Annotated in this window: 18 protein-coding genes; 4 read left to right on the plus strand and 14 right to left on the minus strand. The window is 70.2% G+C overall.

What is annotated here, in order from left to right; all coding sequences use genetic code 11:
* Window positions 1-52: 52 nt before the first annotated feature.
* From AC0699_RS04925 to AC0699_RS04955, 7 genes are all read right to left on the minus strand, one after another.
* Complete coding sequence (locus tag AC0699_RS04925; RefSeq protein WP_478655710.1) at window positions 53-1,018, minus strand: ABC transporter substrate-binding protein; 966 nt, start codon at window positions 1,016-1,018, stop codon at window positions 53-55.
* Window positions 1,015-1,689 carry an ABC transporter permease gene (locus AC0699_RS04930; RefSeq protein ID WP_478656368.1) on the minus strand — a complete coding sequence of 225 codons (675 nt, stop codon included), beginning with the start codon at window positions 1,687-1,689 and terminating at the stop codon, window positions 1,015-1,017. The genes AC0699_RS04925 and AC0699_RS04930 overlap by 4 nt, the downstream gene beginning before the upstream one ends.
* The gene (locus tag AC0699_RS04935) at window positions 1,686-2,375 is read right to left on the minus strand and encodes an ABC transporter permease (protein ID WP_478655712.1); all 690 of its coding nucleotides are present in this window, start codon (window positions 2,373-2,375) and stop codon (window positions 1,686-1,688) included. The genes AC0699_RS04930 and AC0699_RS04935 overlap by 4 nt, the downstream gene beginning before the upstream one ends.
* 93 nt (window positions 2,376-2,468) lie before the next feature.
* A complete protein-coding gene (locus AC0699_RS04940; RefSeq protein ID WP_478655714.1) occupies window positions 2,469-2,879 on the minus strand; it encodes a DUF7144 family membrane protein in 411 nt (136 codons plus the stop codon).
* A 24-nt stretch (window positions 2,880-2,903) separates the two neighbouring features.
* Window positions 2,904-3,311 (minus strand): SHOCT domain-containing protein, encoded by a 408-nt coding sequence (locus AC0699_RS04945; protein ID WP_478655717.1) that lies wholly within the window; start codon window positions 3,309-3,311, stop codon window positions 2,904-2,906.
* Window positions 3,312-3,438: 127 nt separating this feature from the next.
* Complete coding sequence (locus AC0699_RS04950) at window positions 3,439-3,636, minus strand: hypothetical protein (protein ID WP_453667738.1); 198 nt, start codon at window positions 3,634-3,636, stop codon at window positions 3,439-3,441.
* A 151-nt stretch (window positions 3,637-3,787) separates the two neighbouring features.
* Window positions 3,788-6,535 (minus strand): winged helix-turn-helix domain-containing protein, encoded by a 2,748-nt coding sequence (locus AC0699_RS04955; protein WP_478655720.1) that lies wholly within the window; start codon window positions 6,533-6,535, stop codon window positions 3,788-3,790.
* A 144-nt stretch (window positions 6,536-6,679) separates the two neighbouring features.
* Between AC0699_RS04955 and AC0699_RS04960 the strand changes: the two genes are divergently transcribed.
* Entirely contained in the window at window positions 6,680-7,996 is a 1,317-nt protein-coding gene (locus tag AC0699_RS04960; protein ID WP_478655722.1) for a diacylglycerol/lipid kinase family protein, read from the plus strand.
* Window positions 7,997-8,024: 28 nt separating this feature from the next.
* Window positions 8,025-8,873, plus strand: a complete 849-nt coding sequence (locus AC0699_RS04965; protein WP_478655724.1) for a hypothetical protein — start codon at window positions 8,025-8,027, stop codon at window positions 8,871-8,873.
* Window positions 8,874-8,999: 126 nt separating this feature from the next.
* Here AC0699_RS04965 and AC0699_RS04970 read toward each other — a convergent pair whose 3' ends face one another.
* Window positions 9,000-10,427 carry a hypothetical protein gene (locus AC0699_RS04970; protein WP_478655726.1) on the minus strand — a complete coding sequence of 476 codons (1,428 nt, stop codon included), beginning with the start codon at window positions 10,425-10,427 and terminating at the stop codon, window positions 9,000-9,002.
* 305 nt (window positions 10,428-10,732) lie between these two features.
* Between AC0699_RS04970 and AC0699_RS04975 the strand changes: the two genes are divergently transcribed.
* Entirely contained in the window at window positions 10,733-10,894 is a 162-nt protein-coding gene (locus tag AC0699_RS04975; RefSeq protein WP_478655729.1) for a hypothetical protein, read from the plus strand.
* Window positions 10,895-10,902: 8 nt separating this feature from the next.
* On the opposite strand, the gene AC0699_RS04980 is transcribed toward AC0699_RS04975, so the two are convergent.
* From AC0699_RS04980 to AC0699_RS05005, 6 genes are all read right to left on the minus strand, one after another.
* Complete coding sequence (locus AC0699_RS04980; protein ID WP_478656370.1) at window positions 10,903-11,670, minus strand: MerR family transcriptional regulator; 768 nt, start codon at window positions 11,668-11,670, stop codon at window positions 10,903-10,905.
* Window positions 11,671-11,861: 191 nt separating this feature from the next.
* On the minus strand, window positions 11,862-12,419 hold the full coding sequence (locus tag AC0699_RS04985) for a 3'-5' exonuclease (RefSeq protein WP_478655731.1): 558 nt from the start codon (window positions 12,417-12,419) through the stop codon (window positions 11,862-11,864).
* 152 nt (window positions 12,420-12,571) lie between these two features.
* Window positions 12,572-13,969: a S1 family peptidase gene (locus tag AC0699_RS04990; RefSeq protein ID WP_478655733.1), complete on the minus strand. Its 1,398-nt coding sequence runs from the start codon at window positions 13,967-13,969 to the stop codon at window positions 12,572-12,574.
* Window positions 13,970-14,120: 151 nt separating this feature from the next.
* The gene (locus tag AC0699_RS04995; protein ID WP_478655735.1) at window positions 14,121-16,505 is read right to left on the minus strand and encodes a phosphoketolase family protein; all 2,385 of its coding nucleotides are present in this window, start codon (window positions 16,503-16,505) and stop codon (window positions 14,121-14,123) included.
* A gap of 109 nt (window positions 16,506-16,614) precedes the next feature.
* Window positions 16,615-17,565, minus strand: coding sequence for a universal stress protein (locus AC0699_RS05000; protein ID WP_478655737.1), 951 nt, complete (start codon window positions 17,563-17,565; stop codon window positions 16,615-16,617).
* 114 nt (window positions 17,566-17,679) lie between these two features.
* Window positions 17,680-17,871 carry a hypothetical protein gene (locus AC0699_RS05005; protein WP_453658348.1) on the minus strand — a complete coding sequence of 64 codons (192 nt, stop codon included), beginning with the start codon at window positions 17,869-17,871 and terminating at the stop codon, window positions 17,680-17,682.
* A 182-nt stretch (window positions 17,872-18,053) separates the two neighbouring features.
* Between AC0699_RS05005 and AC0699_RS05010 the strand changes: the two genes are divergently transcribed.
* Entirely contained in the window at window positions 18,054-19,187 is a 1,134-nt protein-coding gene (locus AC0699_RS05010; protein ID WP_478655739.1) for a glutathione-independent formaldehyde dehydrogenase, read from the plus strand.
* The last annotated feature ends 32 nt before the right edge of the window (window positions 19,188-19,219 follow it).

Below are 19,219 nucleotides of genomic sequence, written 5' to 3' on the forward strand. Positions count from 1 at the left end.
GCCGGGCTCCGCGCAGGCCGGGCCGCCGTCGGACAGGTGACGTGGCCGGGTTTCACCGTGGGAGCAGCCCCTTGGACTCCAGGTACTCCCTCGCGACGTCCTCGGGCAGCCGCCGCCAGCTGTCGACCTGTTCGTTGAGCCGTGCGAGGTCCGCCGTGGTGAGTACGGAGTTCAGCTTCTCCAGGGCCTTGGTGACGCCTTCGCCGCCCGCCCGTGCACGGTTGACGACGGGGACGATGTAGTCGGCGTTCTGCAATCGCTTGTCGTCCTTCAGGAGCACGAGGCCGAAGTCGTCGAGGGTGGCGTCGGTGGTCGTGGTCAGGACCATCTGGTCCTGACCCGACTGGACCGCCTGCTTGGCCTGGGTGGTGCCGACGCCCTTGGGGTCGATCCCGGTGATGTGGATGCCGTACGTCTGCTTCAGCCCGGGGGCGCAGTACGGCCGCTGGACGCATTCGTCGCCCGCGGCGAGGCGTACGGGCTGCTTGGACCTGCCGAGGTCGCTCAGCGTCTTCAGATGATGGGTACGGGCGAACTCCGCGGTGACGGCGAAGGCGTTCTGGTCGACCGCCTTGCCCGCGTCGAGGACCGCGAGGCCGCGCGGGGTGGCGAGGGAGCGCAGCGCGGTCATCGTGGCGTTGAGGTCGGGTGTGCCGACGGCCGGCGCCCCCGGGCCGTTGACCTTGGCATTGAGCCAGTCCGCAAGGGTCGCCGCGTACTCGGGCACGACATCGATCTGGCCGCTCTCCAGGGCGGGTTCGTAGATCTCACGGTTGGTGACGGAGACGATCCGTGTGTGGTATCCGGCCTGTTCGAGCAGCAGGGCGTACATCTGGGCGAGCAGGTCGCTCTCGGTGAATCCGGCGGAGCCGATGATCAGATGCCTGCTGTCGCCGGGCGAAGCGGTCACCTCGCCCTGGTTCTCCAGGGAGGGGCCCGTGGTGCAGCCGGTCACCGCCGGCAGGTCCGCGACCGCCGGAAGGAGCAGGAGGAGAAGCAGCGTACGGAGCGGCCTCATGCTCCTGTCCCCCGTGCCCACGCGGGTGCCAGCCGCTCCACGGCCACGAAGACCGCCTCGACGAGCAGCGCGAAGACGGCGACGAGGACGGCGCCGGCGACGACCTGCGGGGTGGAGGCGAGGTTGAAGCCCGCCGTGATGATCCGGCCGAGCCCGCCGCCACCGGCGAGCGCGGCGATGGTCGCGGTGGCGACGAGCTGCACGGCGGCGATCCGTACGCCGGTGAGGATCAGCGGCATCGCGAGCGGGAGTTCCACGCGGAACAGCAGCTGGGTGCCGGTCATGCCCATCCCCCGGGCGGCCCGCACGACGTCCTGGTCGACGCCGCGCATCCCCACGTACGCGTTGGTCAGCAGCGGCGGTACGGCGAACAGCACCAGGGCGATGACCGTCGGCCAGTCGCCCCAGGTGCCGATGGGGCTGAGCAGCAGCAGGACCAGTACGGCGAAGGTGGGCACGGCCCGGCCCACGTTGGAGATGTTGACGGCCAGTGCGCCGCCCTTGCCGAGGTGCCCGAGGACGAGAGCGACGGGCAGCGCGATGACGCAGCTGATCAGCAGACAGACGACCGTGAGATAGAGATGCTGGCCGAGCCGGTTCCACACGCCGTTGTCGCCCGACCAGTTGGCGGAGCTGGTCAGCCAGTCCCAGGTCTGGGCGAGCGTGTTCATTCGGCGGCCCGCCCGGACTGTCTCGTCCACGGGGTGAGCAGCCGCTGGACGCCGAGGAGTACGACATCGGCGACGACGGCGATGATCACGCAGATCACGGAGGCGGTGAGCACCTGGGCCTTGAAGTAGGTGTTCATCCCGGAGTAGATGAGGTTGCCGAGGCCGCCGAAGCCGACGATCGCGCCGATCGTGAGGAGGGAGACGGCGGAGACCGTCGCGATCCGCAGCCCGGCCATCGCGGCGGGCAGGGCGAGGGGCATCTCGACGGTGAGGAGCAGGCGTACGGGACCGTAGCCCATGCCGCGTGCGGCCTGCCGGGTCTCCTCGGGGACGGAGCGCAGTCCCGCGAGGATGTTCCGCACCAGGAGGGTGAGCGAGTAGAGGACGAGGCCCGCGACGACGAGCGACGCGGACAGTCCGTACACCGGGAGCAGCAGCGAGAACATCGCGAGCGACGGGATCGTGTAGAGGATCGTCGTCACTCCGAGGACGGGCCCGGCGGCCCAGCGCCAGCGGCGGGCCGCGACGGCGAGGGGTACGGCGAGCAGCAGCCCCAGGCCCACGGAGACGAGGGTCAGCTGGAGGTGCTGGAGGACCGCGTCCCGGAGAATCTCGCTGCGCGTGGAGAGGTACTCGCCACAGATCCAGTCGTTGCGCGCGAGGCAGTCGTCGGGAGTCGCCGTCACCTGTTCATTGCAGCCCGCGGGGCGGGGGTGCGCCCGTTGGGCTCGCCTGTTCGTGAACGAGGCGGCCTTGTGGCCGGCCGCCTCCCTCACCCGTCACTCTTCGGCCGGTCGCACGACGCACAGGGCCCAGATGATGGCGATGTAGATCGCGATCGCGATGAGGGACCACAGCGGGTAGTACGGCAGGGAGAGGAAGTTGGCGATCAGCAGCAGGCCCGCGAGGATGATGCCCGCGATCCGGGACCACAGAGCTGCCTGGAAGAGGCTGAAGCCGACCACGATGGCGACGACGCCGAGAATCAGATGGATCCAGCCCCAGGCCGTGAGGTCGAAGCGGAACACGTAGCGGGGCGTTGCGACGTAGATGTCGTCCTTGGCGATCGCCATGATTCCCCGGAACAGATCGAGGACTCCGGCGACGATCAGCATGACTCCGGCGAACGTCACCAGCCCGCCGACCATGGCCTTGTGGCCCTCGGCGTATGTCTTGGTCGTCTGGTTCATGATGTCTCCTCGTGTTGGGGCGGCTCAGCTCAGGAGCTTCGCCTTGGCCCGCTGGAACTCCTCCTCGGTCAGGTCTCCCTTGGCCTTGAGTTCGGAGAGCTTGGCCAGGTCGTCGCCGGGACCGGCGCCCTTGGCGGTCTGTCGGATGTATTCGTCCATGGCTGCCTGCTGGTCCCGCGCCTGCTGGATCTCGCGCTTTCCCATGTCCTTGCCGCGCACGATCACGTAGACCAGCACACCGAGGAACGGGATGATCAGCACGAAGAGCAGCCACGCCGCCTTGGCCCATCCGTTCATGTCGTGGTCGCGGAATATGTCCACGATGACCCGGAAGAGCAGCAGGAACCACATGACCCAGAGGAAGATCCACATCACGGTCCAGAACGCGCCCAGAACCGGATAGTCGTACGCGAGGTAGACAGTGTCGTACATCGCCGTCCTCCTGCCGTTGCCGTCGGACGTCTGGCGTCCGCTCGCCGTCAGTGTCGGACGGCGCCGCGGCGGATCCCTCACCCCACAGGGGTGAATCGGCGGACTCCTGCATCGGCGGACTCCTGCATCAGTCGGGCAGCCGGCGCATTTCCACGACATGCAGGCCGAGGTCCTGGAACCGCACGAGCAGCCCGTACAGATGCGCCTCGTCGGTCACCGGGCCGAACAGGACGGTCTCCTCGGGCACCGTCGCCTCGTCCAGCTCGGGGAACGCACCGGCGAGGGCCGGAGACAGGTGGCCGGTGACGCGGAACTCGTATCGCATGCGCGCACTTCCCCGTGGGAATAGGGGCTCGCTCTTCGTGCATCGTCCGTGCCGGACGACGGCGGCACATCACCCGGGTGAGGTGACCCCGCCCACCGCGTCACAGCAGACCGGCGTCACTGCGGACCCTGCCGGTCGCTGCAGCCGGGCCTCACAGCAGCCCGGCGTCCCGGGCGCGCCGTACCGCCTCGCCGCGGCGCGAGACGGACAGCTTGCGGTAGATGCTCTTCAGATGCGTCTTGACGGTGTTGACCGACAGGAACATCTCCGTGGCGATCTCCTCGGTCGACATCATCTGTGCGGCGTGCCGCAGCACGTCGCGTTCCCGCCGGCTGAGGTCCTCCACCAGGAGGGGCGAGCCGTCGCGGGCAGGCGGGGCGCCCGGCCGTCCGTCGACGTCCGGGGGATGTCCGGTCAGCCAGGCGTGCGCGGCGGCGAGTTCGGGTGTGCGGGCGAGCAGATGCCGCAGCCAGGGGCCGCTCTCCGTGAAAGGGGCACGCAGCAGTTGCCGGCGCGCGGTGTGCAGGGCCTGGCCGACGAGCACGACCGCCTGCGCGGTGTCCTCCTCGGCGACCGCGGCCTGGGCCAGGAGCAGCCGGGCGCGGACCCCGTCGGCGGGACAGGGCTTCGCACCGTTGGCGAGCGGGGCCAGCAGACGGCGCGCACGCTCGGTGTCTCCGGCCGCCAGATGGGCGGCTGCCGACGCGACGGTGCAGTCGGATCCGCCGCGGGGCGAGCGGCACAGTGCCGCGAGGGCCGCCTGCGGGTCACCGCGCGCCAGGTGAACGGCGGAGCGGGCCACGGCGACCCGGCGCGCCGCCTCGTCGCCGGCGAAGGGCGTCCCTCCCGGGGATCCGGGCAGGGCGTCGAGCACAGTCAGAGCCGCCGCCGTCCGCCCGTTCGCGAGTTCGATACGGGAGCGCAGGACGACGGCCTCGGCGGAACCCAGCGGATCAGAGGCGGACGCGCCGGAGCAGGCCGCGGCGTCGAGATGCCGGCGCGCGCCCTGGAGGTCACCCCGGTCGGAGGCGACAGCGGCCAGCGCGAGATGGCACAGCCCGGTGCGGTGGTCGACGGGGATGCCGTGTTCCTCGGCGGCCTTCAGCCCCTGCCTGGCGTGTGTCTCGGCGTCGCGCAGCATTCCGTCGACCGACTCGGTGAAGGCGAGGGCACCGAGGCAGTGGTAGCGGACCGTCCGGGTCTGCTCGCCGTCGGCGGCGGTCAGCGCCGCCTGGAACGCCTCCCGTGCCTCGGAGCGGTGGCCTGCGGCGAGGAGTGCGCGCGCCCGGCCGTAGCAGCACAGCGCCTCGATCTCGGGATGCTGCTCCAGCCGCGCCGGAGGCACGTTTGCCATGAACGCGCGTACGTCACGGTCCGGATCGTACGGCGACGCGGAGCCCGCGCCGGCGTCAGTGCCCGTTTCCGTGCCGGTGTCCGTTTCCCTGTCGGCGTCAGTGCCCGTGTCCGCGCCGGTGAGGAGGCGGAGCAGCGCGCGCGTGAGCTGCCGCTCCGTTCCCCGGCCCTCGGCTTCGGCCTCGTCGTCGCCCATCGGTGCGTACGCCCCGTCGAGCTGTTTGCGGCTCTCGTCGGTGTCGCCGCGGGCGAGTGCGCAGGCCGCCGCGACGAGGGCCGGGCCGGTACCGCAAACGCCTGCGGGCATGTCCCCGAACAGCCGCACGAGCCGATGGCTGTCCGGACCGGTGAGGAACCGGCCGATCGCGAGATGGTCGACGACAAGGCCCGCGGCGTACTGCCAGTCACCCGCCGCACAGGCGTGTTCGAGCGCCTCGGTCAACCGGTCGTGACCGGCGAGCCAGTGAGCCGCGCTCAGGTGCAGTCGCGTCTCCAGGGCGGGGCATCTGCTGCGCAGATGGGCGCGGAGGACCTCGGCGAACAACGGATGGCAGCGGTACCAGGAGGTGTCGCCGATCGGCTCGACGAAGGCGTTCTCACGGGCGAGCTGGGCAAGCGTCGGCGCAGCGTCCTCGCGTTCGGTGAGGGCGTCGGCGAGCCGCGGGTGGATATGGGACAGGATGCTGGTCCGTACGAGCAGTTCCTGCGTCGTGGTGGGCTGGGCGTCGAGGACTTCGGCCATCAGGTAGTCGGCGACGGCGTTCTGGGACGCGGCGAAGGACTGGGCGAAGTGCTCTGCTTCTTCCGGGTCCGGCGCCCGTCGCATGGCGAGGGCGCACAGCCTGAGGCCGGCGGCCCAGCCCTCGGTCCGCTCGGTGAGCGCGCCCACGCTCTCCGGGGAGGGAGTCAGGCCGTGGCGGCGCAGCAGCTGAGTGGCTTCGGGCGGGGTGAACGCCAGCTCGGAGCGGCGGATCTCGCAGATCCGGCCCTCGGCCCGGTAGCGGTGCAGCGGGAGCGCCGGATCGACCCGGCCGATGAGGACGAGTCGCAGGGACGGTCCCGCGTGGGCGAGGACGAACTCCAGGTCAGCGGCCACCTCCCGCGAGGCGGCCTGTTCGAACCCGTCGAGGACGAGGACGACGGGCCGGGGCAGCTGCGCCAGCGCGGACGAGAGCCGGACGATGAGGGAATGGTCGACGTTGTCGGCTCGCAAGGGGCTGCCGACGCCGTCGGGCAGCGGTACCTGGTGGTAGCGGAACGCGCCGAGGACGTACGCCCAGAACACGCCCGGAGCGTTGTCGTCGCTCTCCACGGTGAGCCACACGACCGGGCCGGGAGCCGACTCCGTCTGCTGCCACGAGGCGGCGACCGTGGTCTTGCCCGCACCCGCCGGGCCGGTGATCACGGTCAGCGGGCCCTGTGTGCCCTCCGTGAGCCGGTCCAGGAGGCGTTTCCTGGCCACGAAGGCGGGAGGTACGGCGGGTACCGCGAACTTCGCCACGAGCAGCGGGTCGCCGCCCGGGTTCAGCTTGGCGTCCTCGGCCATGGGTTTCTACCGCCGTGCCGTCGGTCCACGGGTTCATGATCCCAGCGCCCCGTCATGATCGCCAACGGCGGACTGCGGGAGGCGCCTCGCCTCCCGCGGTTGTGGAATAGCTAATAGCCAAGGGCTCACAGCACCGGAGGTGTCATGGGCGGCGACGGTGGAACGGCACGTAGGGTCCGTGTGCAGCGCCGGGCCGCACGGCTGGCGATCGCGGCCGCGGCCGCGGCAGTCGTCCTGCTCGTGTTCGCCGCGGGGCTCAGAGCCATCGGGCTGGTGGCGGTGACGGTTGCCGGAACGGCCGTGACGGCGGCAGCCCTGTGGTGGGCGCTCACCCGCCGGGGGTTGGTGCGGGCCTGCGCCGTCGTCCTGGCCGTGGCGGCGCCCGTGGCGGTGGTCTGGTTGCAGGTCCGTTCGGGGCTGTTGTGGGTACTCGTGCTCTGTCTCGCCCTCGGGGCTGTCGCTGTCGGTGCCGGGTGGGAGGCGCTCTCGGTGAGCTCCGGGCGGAAGGGTCAGCACGCGGTCGCGGCGCCCCGCCCCGTACGGCCGTTCCTGATCATGAATCCGCGCTCGGGCGGGGGCAAGGTGGAGCGGTTCGGGCTGCGGGAGAAGGCGGAGCGCGGCGGGGCCAGGATCATGCTGCTGGATCCGGCCCGGCCGAGCGATGTCGCCGCGCTCGCGCGCGAGGCCGTCGCCGGGGGCGCGGATCTTCTCGGAGTCGCCGGAGGGGACGGCACCCAGGCGCTGGTCGCCGCCGTTGCGGCGGAGCACGACGTCCCGTTCGTCGTGATTCCCGCCGGCACCAGGAACCACTTCGCCCTGGACCTCGGGCTCGACCGGGACGATCCCTCGGCGGCCCTGGACGCCCTGACGGACGGGGTCGAGTTGCGGATCGACCTCGGCATGATCGGTGACCGGGTGTTCGTCAACAACGCGTCGTTCGGCGCCTATGCGGTGGTGGTGCAGAGCGACGCGTACCGCGACGACAAGGTGGGCACGATCCTCCAGCTGTTCCCGGATGTGCTGACGCACCAGGCAGGGCCGCGGCTGACGGTACGGGCCGCGGATGTCACGGTGGACGCCCCGCAGGCCGTGCTCGTGAGCAACAACCCCTATCGGGCCGGCGACCGGGCGTCGGTCGCGCGCCGGGACCGGCTGGACAGCGGTGTGCTCGGCGTCGTGAGCATCACGGTCGACAGCGCGGCGCAGGCGGCCGGGCTGCTGCGCGGTGACCGGTCGCCAGGGCTGACCGTCCTCACCGCCCGCGAGGTCGTCGTGGACGCCGAGGCGCCCGAGGTGTACGTGGGCGTGGACGGCGAGGCGCTCGTCCTGCCCACTCCGGTGCGTTGCACGATCAGGCCCGGGGCGCTGCGGGTACGGGTGCCGCGCAACCGGCCGGGTGTGCCCCGCGCCCGGCCGCGGCTGGACTGGCGCCGGCTGGGGATGCTGGCACTCTCGCGCTGATGTGCGCCGGGATCACTACGCTTGACGCGTGGGTCACACCGAGGAGCTCACCGAAGGCGCAGGCCCGTTCACGACGAGGCTGACCTGGCGCCTCGCCGAGGGCGGCATCGCGGTCTGGGAGTCGCGCGCCGTCCGCAAACGGGGCGTGCTCACCGTACGCACCGCCGAGGACGCGGAGCCCGCCTCGCGCCCGGCGGACGCCGTGGCTCTCGGACGTCTGCGTACGCTCAACACCACGGCCGCCGTGACCTTCACGATCGGCGGAGCACTCTTCGCCCTCGGCGCAGCGCTCGCCCTCGGTGCCGCCAGTCCCACGACGACCGCCTCGGTCTACTTCGTCGGAGGGCTGTTCTTCAACACCGGCGGCTATGCCTCCCTCCTCCAGGCCATCAATGCTCCCCGGCGGGGGCGCACCTCGGATGCGCTGGAGACGGGCCGCTGGAGATGGTGGAGCTACGAGCCGATGCGCATCGACTGGCTCAGCACCCTCGTACTCTTCGCCGGTACGGTCGTGTTCGGGGTCAATCTGCTGGACTCGTTCCTCCAGGGGCTCTCCGCCCAGCAGGCGAACCGGCTGATCTGGGCCCCCGACATCGTCGGCTGCCTGCTGTTCCTCATCGCCGGCCATCTCGCGCTGGTCGAGGTGTGCCACGGCCGGCCGGCCGTTCGGGCACACGACCTCGGCTGGTGGATCGTGGCCGTCAATCAGCTCGGATCCGTGCTGTTCTTCGTCGCAGCGCTTGCGGACTTCACCGTGCCGGGCACAGGAAGCCTGGTGAACGCAGGCATCGCCAACTGGGGGACTCTCACAGGTGCGTTGTGCTTCTCCGTCGGCGGCGTGCTCCAGGGTTTCGAACGGCCGCAGACACCGGCGTAGTACATCATTGTCCCGTGGAGCCGGAGCCGGCGGACAAGCAGGTAAGCGGGGGTTGGCTGCTCTGCTGGAGCGGAAGAAGCCGACTGCGAGGCCCCCGGCCGCCGGGCGGCCGGGGGCAGCAGAGACCTACCAGTAGATGACGGCGAATCCAGCGCCGCCATTCTCACCGGAGTCACCAGGGATGGCGTTGAACTCATCGTCCTCACCGTCGCCGCCCTCACCGCCGCTGCCGCCGACAGCGGCGCCGTCAGGCAAGGCAACGATGCCGTCGGCGACCGCGCCGCCCCCGTTGCCCGCGGTACCGTCGGAGCCGGACCGGTTCACTCCACCGGTGGAGCACGACCCGTCCCCGCCGTCACCGCCGGCACCCGGCGTACCGGCATCGGTGTCGTCGGCCGTACCTCCCTCGCCCCCGTCACCGCCTCCGGCGGTCAGGAGCTCATCGCCGCTCGGCGAGAGGAAGGTGGTCGCGCCACCGTCTGCTCCGCTCTCACCGTCCCGGCCCGGGCCACCACCGGGTCCGCTGTCGCCGGGGGTTCCGACGTCCACCAGGTAGCTCTTCCCCGGCTTGACCGGGACGAGACACCAGGTGAAGCCGCCGCCACCGCCACCGCCTCCGTCGCCGCCGTCGGCTTCCGGCCTGGTGCCGCCACCGCCGCCACCGCCGCCACCGCCGCCACCGCCGCCACCGCCCCAGGCCTGGACGAACACCGAGGTGACACCCGAGGGAGGCGTGAAGGTCTCGTCCTCACTGAACTGCTGCAGCCCGTGCACGACTTTGGGGAACTTCGGCTTGTTCTTGCCGCCATATTCCTTGCCGTGGTCCTCGTGTTCCTCGCCGCGGTCCTTGCGGTACTCCTTGCCGTGGCCCTTCTGTTCCTTGGCCTCGGCTTCGTCTTCGTCTTCCTCTTCCTCGTCGTCGTCCTTACGGAAGTCCTTGCCGTGGCCCTTCTGTTCCTCGGCCTCGGCTTCGTCTTCGTCTTCCTCTTCCTCGTCGTCGTCCTTACGGAAGTCCTTGCCGTGGCCCTTCTGCTCCTTGGCCTCGGCTTCGTCTTCGTCTTCCTCTTCCTCGTCGTCGTCCTTACGGAAGTCCTTACCGTGGCCCTTCTGCTTCTCGGCCTCGTCGTTCCCTTCCTTGCCCTGGTCCTTCTGTTCCTCAGCCTCGTCCTTCCCTTCCTTGCCCTCGTCCTTCTTCCATTCCTTGCCCTCGTCCTTCCCTTCCTTACCCTCGTCCTTCTTCCATTCCTTGCCCTCGTCCTTCCCTTCCTTACCCTGGTCCTTCCCTTCCTTGCCCTCGTCCTTCTTCCATTCCTTGCCCTCGTCCTTCCCTTCCTTGCCCTCGTCCTTCTTTTCCTCACTGTCGTCCCCGGACGGGGACGGTTGGACAGCAGGCTGGGGCTGGCGGTCGCCGCTGGGTTCCGGATCGACTGAGTGAGCGATAGGAGCCAACACCAGCAGCTGGCTGGTCACGGCGACCACGCCGGCTATGGAGGCGAGCAGGACCCGCGCGCGTCGCGCCCGGGGCAGTCCCATGGTCGGAATACGCTTATTCATGTCTTGGCTTCCTTCCCCGCGGTCACAATGACTGCGCGGGAGTGCGGGGGGCAGAGCGTGCGGACCCACTGCCCGCACGAGGCTCATCCCAGCCGCCTGCACTGCGACGCGCGCGCCGCCAGGGCGCTGCATGATCCGGTCAGGTGACCGTTTTACCCGTCTGGAGGTAGGACGGGTGCCACGCGCCCAGGTCCAACGCGGTGGACGTGGCCCTCCCGCGTTCCCCAGGCTGCGGCTCATGTCCGGTCCCGAGGCGTCAAGACGAAAGCTCCAACTTCCTGGTCCTGGGCGAGTCCGTGCGGGCCGTGCAGGTGACCAACAACCTTGATGCGTACCGGCTGTACTCCTCGCTCGGCTTCGTGCCGCGCGAACAGCTCTCCGGCGTCAGCGGATACGCCCCGCCGACGCCGGGCAACATGGGAGAGTTGCTTGCACGGCCGGGGGTCTGCAGCCCCCCGGCAGTGTGAGCCGTCGGTCAGCTCAGCCGGGCATCGGCGTAGACGACCATCGCGTCGCACAGATAGTCGGCCAGCCCGTCGGCGATCTTGTCGTAGTTCGTACGGAACTCCGGGTCATCGGCGTAGGTCCGGCCCAGTCCCTTGTACGCGGCCGCGTTCGGGGTCCAGAACCGGCACACGCCCTGGTAGTGGGCGTCCATCTCGGCCTGTACCGCGGGATCGGCCACCGGTGTGCCGGCGACCATGAACTCCGCGATGCGGATCATCTGCGCCGTCACCTCACGCTGCCACCGCTCCGTGTCCTCGGCGGTCATCTCGTCGACGACCTGCCGGGACTGCTCCCACGCCTCCGGCCACCGCTCCCGTGCCTCGGCCTCGGCCTCGGAGCGGGAGGGCTCGAAACCCTCGAACAGGTTCTCCGGCCTGTTGATCTTTGCCATGTCGTTGTTGTCCTTGCCTTCCTCCAGTTCGGCGATGGTGCGGCCGACCGTGCGGGCGAGCGTCTCCAGCCGGTCCCGTTCCGCCAGCAGCCGTTGGTGGTGCTCGCGGAGCACGGCCACCTGATCGGCCTGGCTGTCCAGGACCGCCCGGATCTCGCGCAGCCCCACGTCCAGCTCCCGCATCAGCAGGATCTGCTGCAGCCGCAGCAGATCGGCCTCCTCGTAGTGGCGGTGCCCGTTGCTCCCGATCCAGGCCGGCGGCAGCAGGCCGATCTCGTCGTAATGCCGCAGTGTCCGGGACGTCACCCCGGACATCCGGGCCACATCCGCGATCGACCAGGCCATTGCCCTGCCTCCCATCACCGGGCCGGTCTCTCCGGCCACACAGAAGACCGTAGGAGTTGACGCAACGGAAGCCGCAAGCCGGAACCGGAGTGCGTATCGCGGAACGACCGGCCCAGCCTTCCGTGCCGGAGTTCCGGGGGGGCGTACGGCCCGGCCGCCGGAAGGCGGCCGGGTCCGACGACCGCATCCGGCTACGCCGGCCGGCCGCCCCGGTCCTCCAGCGACAGCACCAGTGCCGCGATGTTCCAGGCGTCGTCCTCACCGCTGTGGTGACGGCCCTCCAGCGGGAGGCCGGCGATCCGGAGTGCCTCGGCCATGCCGGGGCGCTTGCGCAGGCAGTGGGCTTCGGTGAAGGCGGCCTTGACGTTGGTGTGCCGACGACCGAAGGGGTACGGGGTCCCGGTCGCCCGGCACTGGCGGGTGAACTGATTGCGGTCGTAGCCGCCCCAACTGGCCCACGGGCGCATCCCGGCACCGTGCTCGGCGGCCAGGATCCGGCAGGCCTCGGCGAATTCGACGCCCGTGTCCACCTCGGCCTGGGTGAGGCCGGTCAGCTCGGTGCAGAACGCGCCGACCGTGGACCGTACGGGCCGTACGAGAATGCGATGCCGGGCGATACGCTCGCCCGCCCGCAGGTCGACCACGGTCAGCCCGATCTCGATGATCTCGCTGACCGATCCGGGCGGCGGCTGTCCCTCCCAGCAGGTCGCCTCGACATCGACGACGTTGAGCAGATCCATGGGGTCCATGGCGCCGAGCGTAGAGAGACCGGCGGGCGCCGGTCACCTGGAATTCCCCCGGGCCCGGCCCCTCGCCGCCGGGCGGGTTCCGACAAGGGCCGCCGCCGGCGCGGACGGTGCGCGAGGACGCGCCCGGTTCGCGCCGGCCCGCCTTGCCCGGTTCAGGCCCAGGTCTGGGCGTAGGCGTTGCGGTAGTCCCTGCGGCCCTGGGCCGACTGGATCCAGCGACTGAGGACCAGCAGGACCAGACTCGCACCGATGACCCCGAGTCCTGGACCGACCGCGCCGAGCGGTCCGAGGCCGGCGGCGATATCGGTGACGATCCCCGGTCCGCTCACGCCTCCCGGCGACACGGCCGCTCCCGGCGGTGCGGCGGCTCCCGGCGTTCCCGGTGGGACGGCTCCGGCGGCCGACGAGGACGGATCCGGCGGGGAGTCGGGCACCTGGCCGTCCGCGCCGGCAGCGCCCGGTCCGGCTGCCGGGCTCATCCGGAGCGCTGCCATCGCCTTGGTCGCCGGCTGGAAGTACGTGACGCCTCCGGTCGTGCAGTCCCCGTTGCCCCCCGAGGTGACGCCGAGCGCCAGCCCCTGCGCGAACAGCGGGCCCCCGCTGTCTCCGGGTTCCGCGCAGACCGTGGTCTCTATCAGACCGGTGACCGTTCCTTCGGGGTAGTTCACCGTGGCGTTCAACGCGGTCACCCGCCCGGAGCGGAACCCCGTCGTGCTGCCGCTGCGGAAGACCTCCTGTCCGACGACGGGATCGGCCGCGCCGGTGATCCGCACTCCTCGCCCCTCGCCGATCTCCACGATGTCGGGGCGCTCAGGGGATGCGCCGTTCGCGTACCGCACAAGAGAGAAGTCGTCGCCCGGGAAGCTGGAGGCAACGGTGGTGCCGATCTGCTCACCCTGCTCACGGTCCCCGAACCAGTCGGTGCCGACGGGGCCGCAGTGCCCGGCGGTCAGGATGAAGGTGTCCCGGCCGTCGGTCACGTTGAAGCCGGCGGTGCAGCGGATGTTGCCCGCGAGCATCGAGGCACCCCCGTTCAGCCTGGTGGTGAAGGCGCCTTGGGTCCGCTCCATGCGTACGAATCCGCCGATGTTCTCGGCGAGTTCGGACATGCGCGACCAGTCGGCGGCGGAGACAGTCCTGTCGGCGTGCACCACGACCTCGTTGGACGCGTAGTCCACCGCCCACGCGGTTCCGGTCACGAGTGGCGCCGAGCGCAGGGTCTCGGTGGCCGAGCGGAGCTGGTCCATGCTGTGGCGCACGACTTTGGCTTCCGCTCCGGCCCGCTCGACCTCCGCTGCGGCTTCCCCGTCGGTCACCGCGACCACCGGGCGGCCGTCGGCCCCCGTCCAGCTGCCTGCGGTACGGGACTCGCCGAGCCGCGAGACGAGAGTCCCGGCCGGATCGCCGGCCGGCGGGATGCCGCCCGCTCTCGTCACCGGTGCGGCCGGTTCGCCCGCCATGGCGTCGGAGACCATCAGCGAGCCCCAGACCAGCCCGCCGACGGCCGCCAGCCGGGCGATCCGCTGAAGGTTGCGTCGTGCGTGCCTCATCCGCGGCCCCAAGGTCGTACTGACTACTGACACTGTGTCACCAGCTGTACGGGGCCCCGGAAGTCAGGACCCCACCGTCAATACGCGCCGTCGCGCCGTGCTGTTCACTCGTCTCGGCGATCCGTGAGCCGGTGTCGACCTGCCGGCGGTCTCAGCCGTTCCAGGTCCAGTCGGTGACCTCCGGCAGGTCGACACCGTGCTCACGGATCCACGCATGGTGCCGGGTACGGGCGTCGGCCATCGCCTGGCGCACGGCGACCGTCCGGACCCCCAGTCCGGGAACGCGGTCGATGACGTCCATGACCAGGCGATAGCGGTCCAGGTCGTTGCGGACGACCATGTCGAACGGTGTCGTGGTCGTCCCCCGCTCCTTGTAGCCGCGGACGTGCAGATTCGGGTGCCCCGCGCGGCGGTAGGTGAGGCGGTGCACCAGCCAGGGGTAGCCGTGGTAGGCGAAGATCACGGGCTTGTCGCGGGTGAAGAGGGAGTCGTACTCGAAGTCCGCCATCCCGTGCGGATGCTCCTCCTGCGGCATCAGCCGGGTCATGTCGACGACGTTGACGACCCGGACCGCGAGATCCGGGATGTGCTGACGCAACAGGCCGGCAGCGGCGATGACCTCCTGCGTCGGTACGTCCCCCGCGCACGCCAGCACTACGTCGGGCGCCCGCTCCCCCGTTTCGGTGCCGGCCCAGTCCCAGGCTCCGGCGCCGCGGGCGCAGTGGACGCGTGCCTCGTCCAGGGCGAGCCAGTCGAAGCAGGGCTGTTTCCCGGCGACGATCACGTTCACGTAGTCGCGGCTGCGCAGCGCATGGTCGGCGACGGACAGCAGGGTGTTGGCGTCCGGGGGCATATAGACCCGGACCACTTCGGGGCTCTTGTTGAGGACGTGGTCGACGAAGCCGGGGTCCTGGTGGGAGAAGCCGTTGTGGTCCTGGCGCCAGACGTGCGAGGTCAGCAGGTAGTTGAGGGAGGCGACGGGGGCGCGCCAGGGCAGTTGCCGTGCGGTCCTGAGCCATTTGATGTGCTGGTTGACCATGGAGTCGACGATGTGGGCGAAGGCCTCGTAGCACGAGAACAGTCCGTGCCGTCCGGTGAGGAGATAGCCCTCGAGCCAGCCCTGGCAGCAGTGCTCGGAGAGGATCTCCATGACGCGGCCGTCGTGCGTCAGGTTCTCGTCGGTGGGGGCGATCTCGGCCTGCCAGGCCTTTCCGGTGACGTCGAAGACCGCCTCCAGGCGGTTGGACGCGGTCTCGTCCGGTCCGACCAGCCGGAAGTCCCGGCGGTCTGCGGAGTCCCGCATCAGCTGCGCAATGAGGTCGCCCAGTACCCGGGTGGGTTCGTGCAGGTCCGCGCCGGGCTTGGTGACCGGCACGGCGAAGCGCTCCAGCGGCGCGACGGGCAGGTCGCGCACGAGCAGGCCGCCGTTGGCGTGCGGGGTGGCGCCGAGCCTGCGATCTCCGTCCGGGACGCAGGCGAGCACCTGCGGCCGCGGCCGGCCCGCCTCGTCGAACAGCTCTTCCGGACGGTACGACCGCAGCCACCGCTCCAGCTGGGCCAGATGCCCGGGGTTGTCGCGGACCGCGGCCAGCGGCACCTGATGAGCGCGCCATGTGCCCTCGACCGGTTCGCCGTCGACCTCGGCCGGGCCGGTCCAGCCCTTCGGGGTGCGCAGGACGATCACCGGCCAGCGGGGCCGCTCGCCCGCCCTGCCGGAACGGGCGGACTCCTGGATGCCGGCGATGCGGTCCAGCGCCTCGTCCATGGCCGCGGCCATGGCCACGTGCACCTCCATCGGCTTGTCGCCGACGACGTGCAGGGGCTCATGACCGTAGCCGCGCAGCAGATCGTCGAGTTCTGCCTGCGGGAGCCGGGCCAGCACCGCCGGGTTGGCGATCTTGTATCCGTTCAGGTGGAGGACCGGGAGCACCGCGCCGTCGTGGACGGGGTCGAGGAACTTGTTCGAGTGCCAGGAGGCCGCCAGCGGGCCTGTCTCCGCCTCGCCGTCGCCGATGACGCAGGCGACCAGCAGCTCGGGGTTGTCCAGGGCGGCTCCGTAGGCATGGGCCAGCGCATAGCCCAGTTCACCGCCCTCGTGGATGGAGCCGGGGGTCTCCGGTGCGACGTGGCTCGGCACCCCGCCGGGGAACGAGAACTGCCGGAAGAGCCGGTCCAGGCCGGCCTCGTCCCGGCTGACGTCCGGGTAGATCTCGCTGTAACTGCCCTCCAGCCAGGAGTTGGCCAGCACGGCGGGACCGCCGTGGCCGGGACCCCAGATGCACAGGGCCGACAGTTCGCGCGCCTTGATGACACGGTTGAGATGCGTGTGGACCAGATTGAGTCCGGGCGAGGTACCCCAGTGACCGAGCAGCCGCGGTTTGACGTGCTCCGGCCGCAGCGGCTCCTTCAGGAGTCCGTTGCTCATCAGATAGATCTGGCCCGCGGAGAGGTAGTTCGCCGCGCGCCAGTGGGCGTCCAGCTCCTGGAGCTCCTCACGGCTCGGCGCCGGCCGGGTGCGGCGCTTGAACTGGATCATGAATTCCTCCGTAAGGAGCGAGCCGCGCTCCGTCGCGGGACTCGCTCCACGGATGCCCTACCACCGCGGGGGCCTGATCTCCTGCGTGTGCCCCGAATGAACTGCCGGGTCACCCGATGGATGGCGGCGGTCCCGGTTCCGGAGGTGTCTCCGTCGCGGCAGCGGTCCCGTTCCGTCCGGAGTCGGATGGCCTCTCCGGCACCACAGCGACGGGGCACTCACTGTGGTGGAGCACCGCGTGCACCACTCTGCCGAGCTGGAGTCCGAAGTGGCCGTGTCTTTGCCGCGCACCGACGACGATCAGGTCCGCCGCGGCACTGCGCTGCACCAGTGCCTTGTGAGCCGGTCCTTCGACGGTGGAACGGATCAGGGTGAGTTCGGGGTGTTCCTTCAGGCCTTCGGCGACCGCGGCGTCGATCAGGGTGGCCGCTCTTTCCCTGTAGTACATGCCGGGTTCGTCGACCGGCTCCGCGTGGTCGACGGTGTCGTGCACCGGACGGTGCCAGGCCCGGACCGCGTCGAGTTCACATCCGCGCGCTGCGGCCTCGCGGCAGGCGAACGGGGCGGCGCCCGTTCCTTCACTCTCGTCGCCCACTCCGAGCAGGATGCGCCGGTGAGTGCCTTCGCGTCCTGCCTTGTCCCCGCGCACCACTACCACCGGGCAGTGTGCGCGCGACGCCACACCCAGTGACACCGATCCCAGGAGCAGGCCTGCGAGTGCGCCGCGGCCACGCGATCCGGTGACCAGCATCGCGGCGTGGTGGCTCTCGTTCACCAGACCGGTCACGGTGTCCTCGGCGAGAACATCTGTGCCGGTCTCGACATCGGGGTTGCGGCGGTGGGCGCGTTCGACGGCGTCGGCGACGAGCGTGTCGATGAGGACCTGCTCCGACGGACGGTCGGAACTGTCTGCCACGGTGGCGCCCTCGTACCGCTCCCACCTGGACGCGTACACAAGACGCAGCGGAAGCCCGTGGAGCGCCGCCTCGTCCACGGCCCAGTCCACCGCTTCGAGGCTGGATTCAGAACCGTCGATTCCTACGACCAGTGGCGCTTGCATCGACCCCACCGCCTTCTCCGACCGCTGGGAGTGATTACTCCTTCACCGTCGCATCGGGGCGCTGCCGCCGCGAGGGCGATGGGCCGCGGGGTCGGCGGTCGGCGTGCCGCGCGGTCAGCGGTCGGCGATGTCCTCGCGGAGGCCGTCGGAGAATTCCCACCACGACAGGGGGAGCCAGTCGCCGTCGACAAAGGCATCGACGGTCGCGCCGCGACCACGGACAGTCACCGTGGTTCCGGGGTGGTACGTGGTGCCGGACAGGCCGAGCACCGGGACGAGCAGGGTCCCGAGCCGATGTGCTGCCACGTGCCGCCCTCCCTTCGATTTCTCGGTGCGATACCGGGGCGGGATATACCTCACCAGGGTTCTTATTCCTCCTGAGATTACCGGCTTGTCCCATCTTTCAGGGCGGAGAATCATGAGAGATGGGTCACGAACAAGAACGGCCAGGCAAATCGCCGGTGCATTACCGAGCGGAGGAGGAAGCAATGAAGGCCGTCATGTACAAGGGACCGTTCACCGTCGCAGTCGAAGACGTCGACAAGCCCACGATCCAGCACCCGAACGACGTGATCGTACGGATCACCTCGACGGCGATCTGCGGCTCCGATCTGCACATGTACGAAGGCCGTACGGCGGCGGAGCCCGGCATAGTCTTCGGCCACGAGAACATGGGAGTCATCGAGGAACTGGGCCAGGGCGTCACAGCACTCAAGGAGGGCGACCGCGTGGTCATGCCCTTCAATGTCGCCTGCGGATTCTGCACCAACTGCGTCGAGGGATTCACCGGATTCTGTCAGACCGTCAATCCGGGATTTGCGGGCGGCGCTTACGGCTATGTCGCCATGGGCCCGTGGACGGGCGGCCAGGCGGAGTACCTTCGCGTTCCCTACGCCGACTTCAACTGCCTGAAGCTGCCGCCGGGAAACGAGCACGAGAGCGACTTCATGCTGCTCGCCGACATCTTCCCCACCGGATACCACGGCTGTGAACTCGCCCAGGTCCGCCCGGGCGAGAGTGTCGCGGTGTACGGCGGCGGGCCGGTCGGGCTCATGGCCGCCTACTCGGCCCTGCTACGCGGCGCGAGCAAGGTGTTCGTCGTGGACCGGGTCCCCGAGCGGCTGGAGAAGGCCCGGGAGATCGGCGCGGTGCCGGTCAACTTCGCCGAGGGCGACCCCGTGGAGCAGATCAAGGAACAGACCAAGGGCGTCGGCACGGACAAGGGCGTGGACGCCGTCGGCTACCAGGCGATGGCGCACGGAACGGACCGGGAGGAACCGGCCACCGTCCTGAACTCGCTCGTCGGCACGGTCCGGGCCACCGGAATGCTCGGCGTGCCCGGCCTCTACGTACCGGCCGACCCGGGAGGCCCTGACGAGCAGGCCAAGCACGGCATGCTGCTCGTCTCGATCGGAAAGCTCTTCGAGAAGGGCCTGAAGATGGGTACCGGTCAGTGCAACGTGAAGCGCTACAACCGGTACCTGCGCGACATGATCATCGAGGGTCGGGCCAAGCCGAGTTTCGTCGTCTCGCACGAACTCCCGCTGGCCCAGGCACCGTCGGCATACGACAAGTTCGACAAGAGGATCGAGGGCTACACGAAGGTCGTGCTGCACCCGTAGCCCCGTGGCCGCGGCCGTCGTCCGCCCGCGGA

The organism is Streptomyces sp. NPDC043870, assembly GCF_056435785.1.

What these genes read in the sequence shown, in the direction of transcription:
- AC0699_RS04970 (WP_478655726.1), bottom strand. Translation starts at nt 10,427, where the DNA reads ATGAATAAGCGTATTCCGACCATGGGACTGCCCCGGGCGCGACGCGCG.
- AC0699_RS05010 (WP_478655739.1), top strand. Translation starts at nt 18,054, where the DNA reads ATGAAGGCCGTCATGTACAAGGGACCGTTCACCGTCGCAGTCGAAGAC.
- AC0699_RS05000 (WP_478655737.1), bottom strand. Translation starts at nt 17,565, where the DNA reads ATGCAAGCGCCACTGGTCGTAGGAATCGACGGTTCTGAATCCAGCCTC.
- AC0699_RS04995 (WP_478655735.1), bottom strand. Translation starts at nt 16,505, where the DNA reads ATGATCCAGTTCAAGCGCCGCACCCGGCCGGCGCCGAGCCGTGAGGAG.
- AC0699_RS04955 (WP_478655720.1), bottom strand. Translation starts at nt 6,535, where the DNA reads ATGGCCGAGGACGCCAAGCTGAACCCGGGCGGCGACCCGCTGCTCGTG.
- AC0699_RS04990 (WP_478655733.1), bottom strand. Translation starts at nt 13,969, where the DNA reads ATGAGGCACGCACGACGCAACCTTCAGCGGATCGCCCGGCTGGCGGCC.
- AC0699_RS04985 (WP_478655731.1), bottom strand. Translation starts at nt 12,419, where the DNA reads ATGGACCCCATGGATCTGCTCAACGTCGTCGATGTCGAGGCGACCTGC.
- AC0699_RS04930 (WP_478656368.1), bottom strand. Translation starts at nt 1,689, where the DNA reads ATGAACACGCTCGCCCAGACCTGGGACTGGCTGACCAGCTCCGCCAAC.
- AC0699_RS04960 (WP_478655722.1), top strand. Translation starts at nt 6,680, where the DNA reads ATGGGCGGCGACGGTGGAACGGCACGTAGGGTCCGTGTGCAGCGCCGG.
- AC0699_RS04940 (WP_478655714.1), bottom strand. Translation starts at nt 2,879, where the DNA reads ATGAACCAGACGACCAAGACATACGCCGAGGGCCACAAGGCCATGGTC.
- AC0699_RS04950 (WP_453667738.1), bottom strand. Translation starts at nt 3,636, where the DNA reads ATGCGATACGAGTTCCGCGTCACCGGCCACCTGTCTCCGGCCCTCGCC.
- AC0699_RS04980 (WP_478656370.1), bottom strand. Translation starts at nt 11,670, where the DNA reads ATGGCCTGGTCGATCGCGGATGTGGCCCGGATGTCCGGGGTGACGTCC.
- AC0699_RS04945 (WP_478655717.1), bottom strand. Translation starts at nt 3,311, where the DNA reads ATGTACGACACTGTCTACCTCGCGTACGACTATCCGGTTCTGGGCGCG.
- AC0699_RS04925 (WP_478655710.1), bottom strand. Translation starts at nt 1,018, where the DNA reads ATGAGGCCGCTCCGTACGCTGCTTCTCCTCCTGCTCCTTCCGGCGGTC.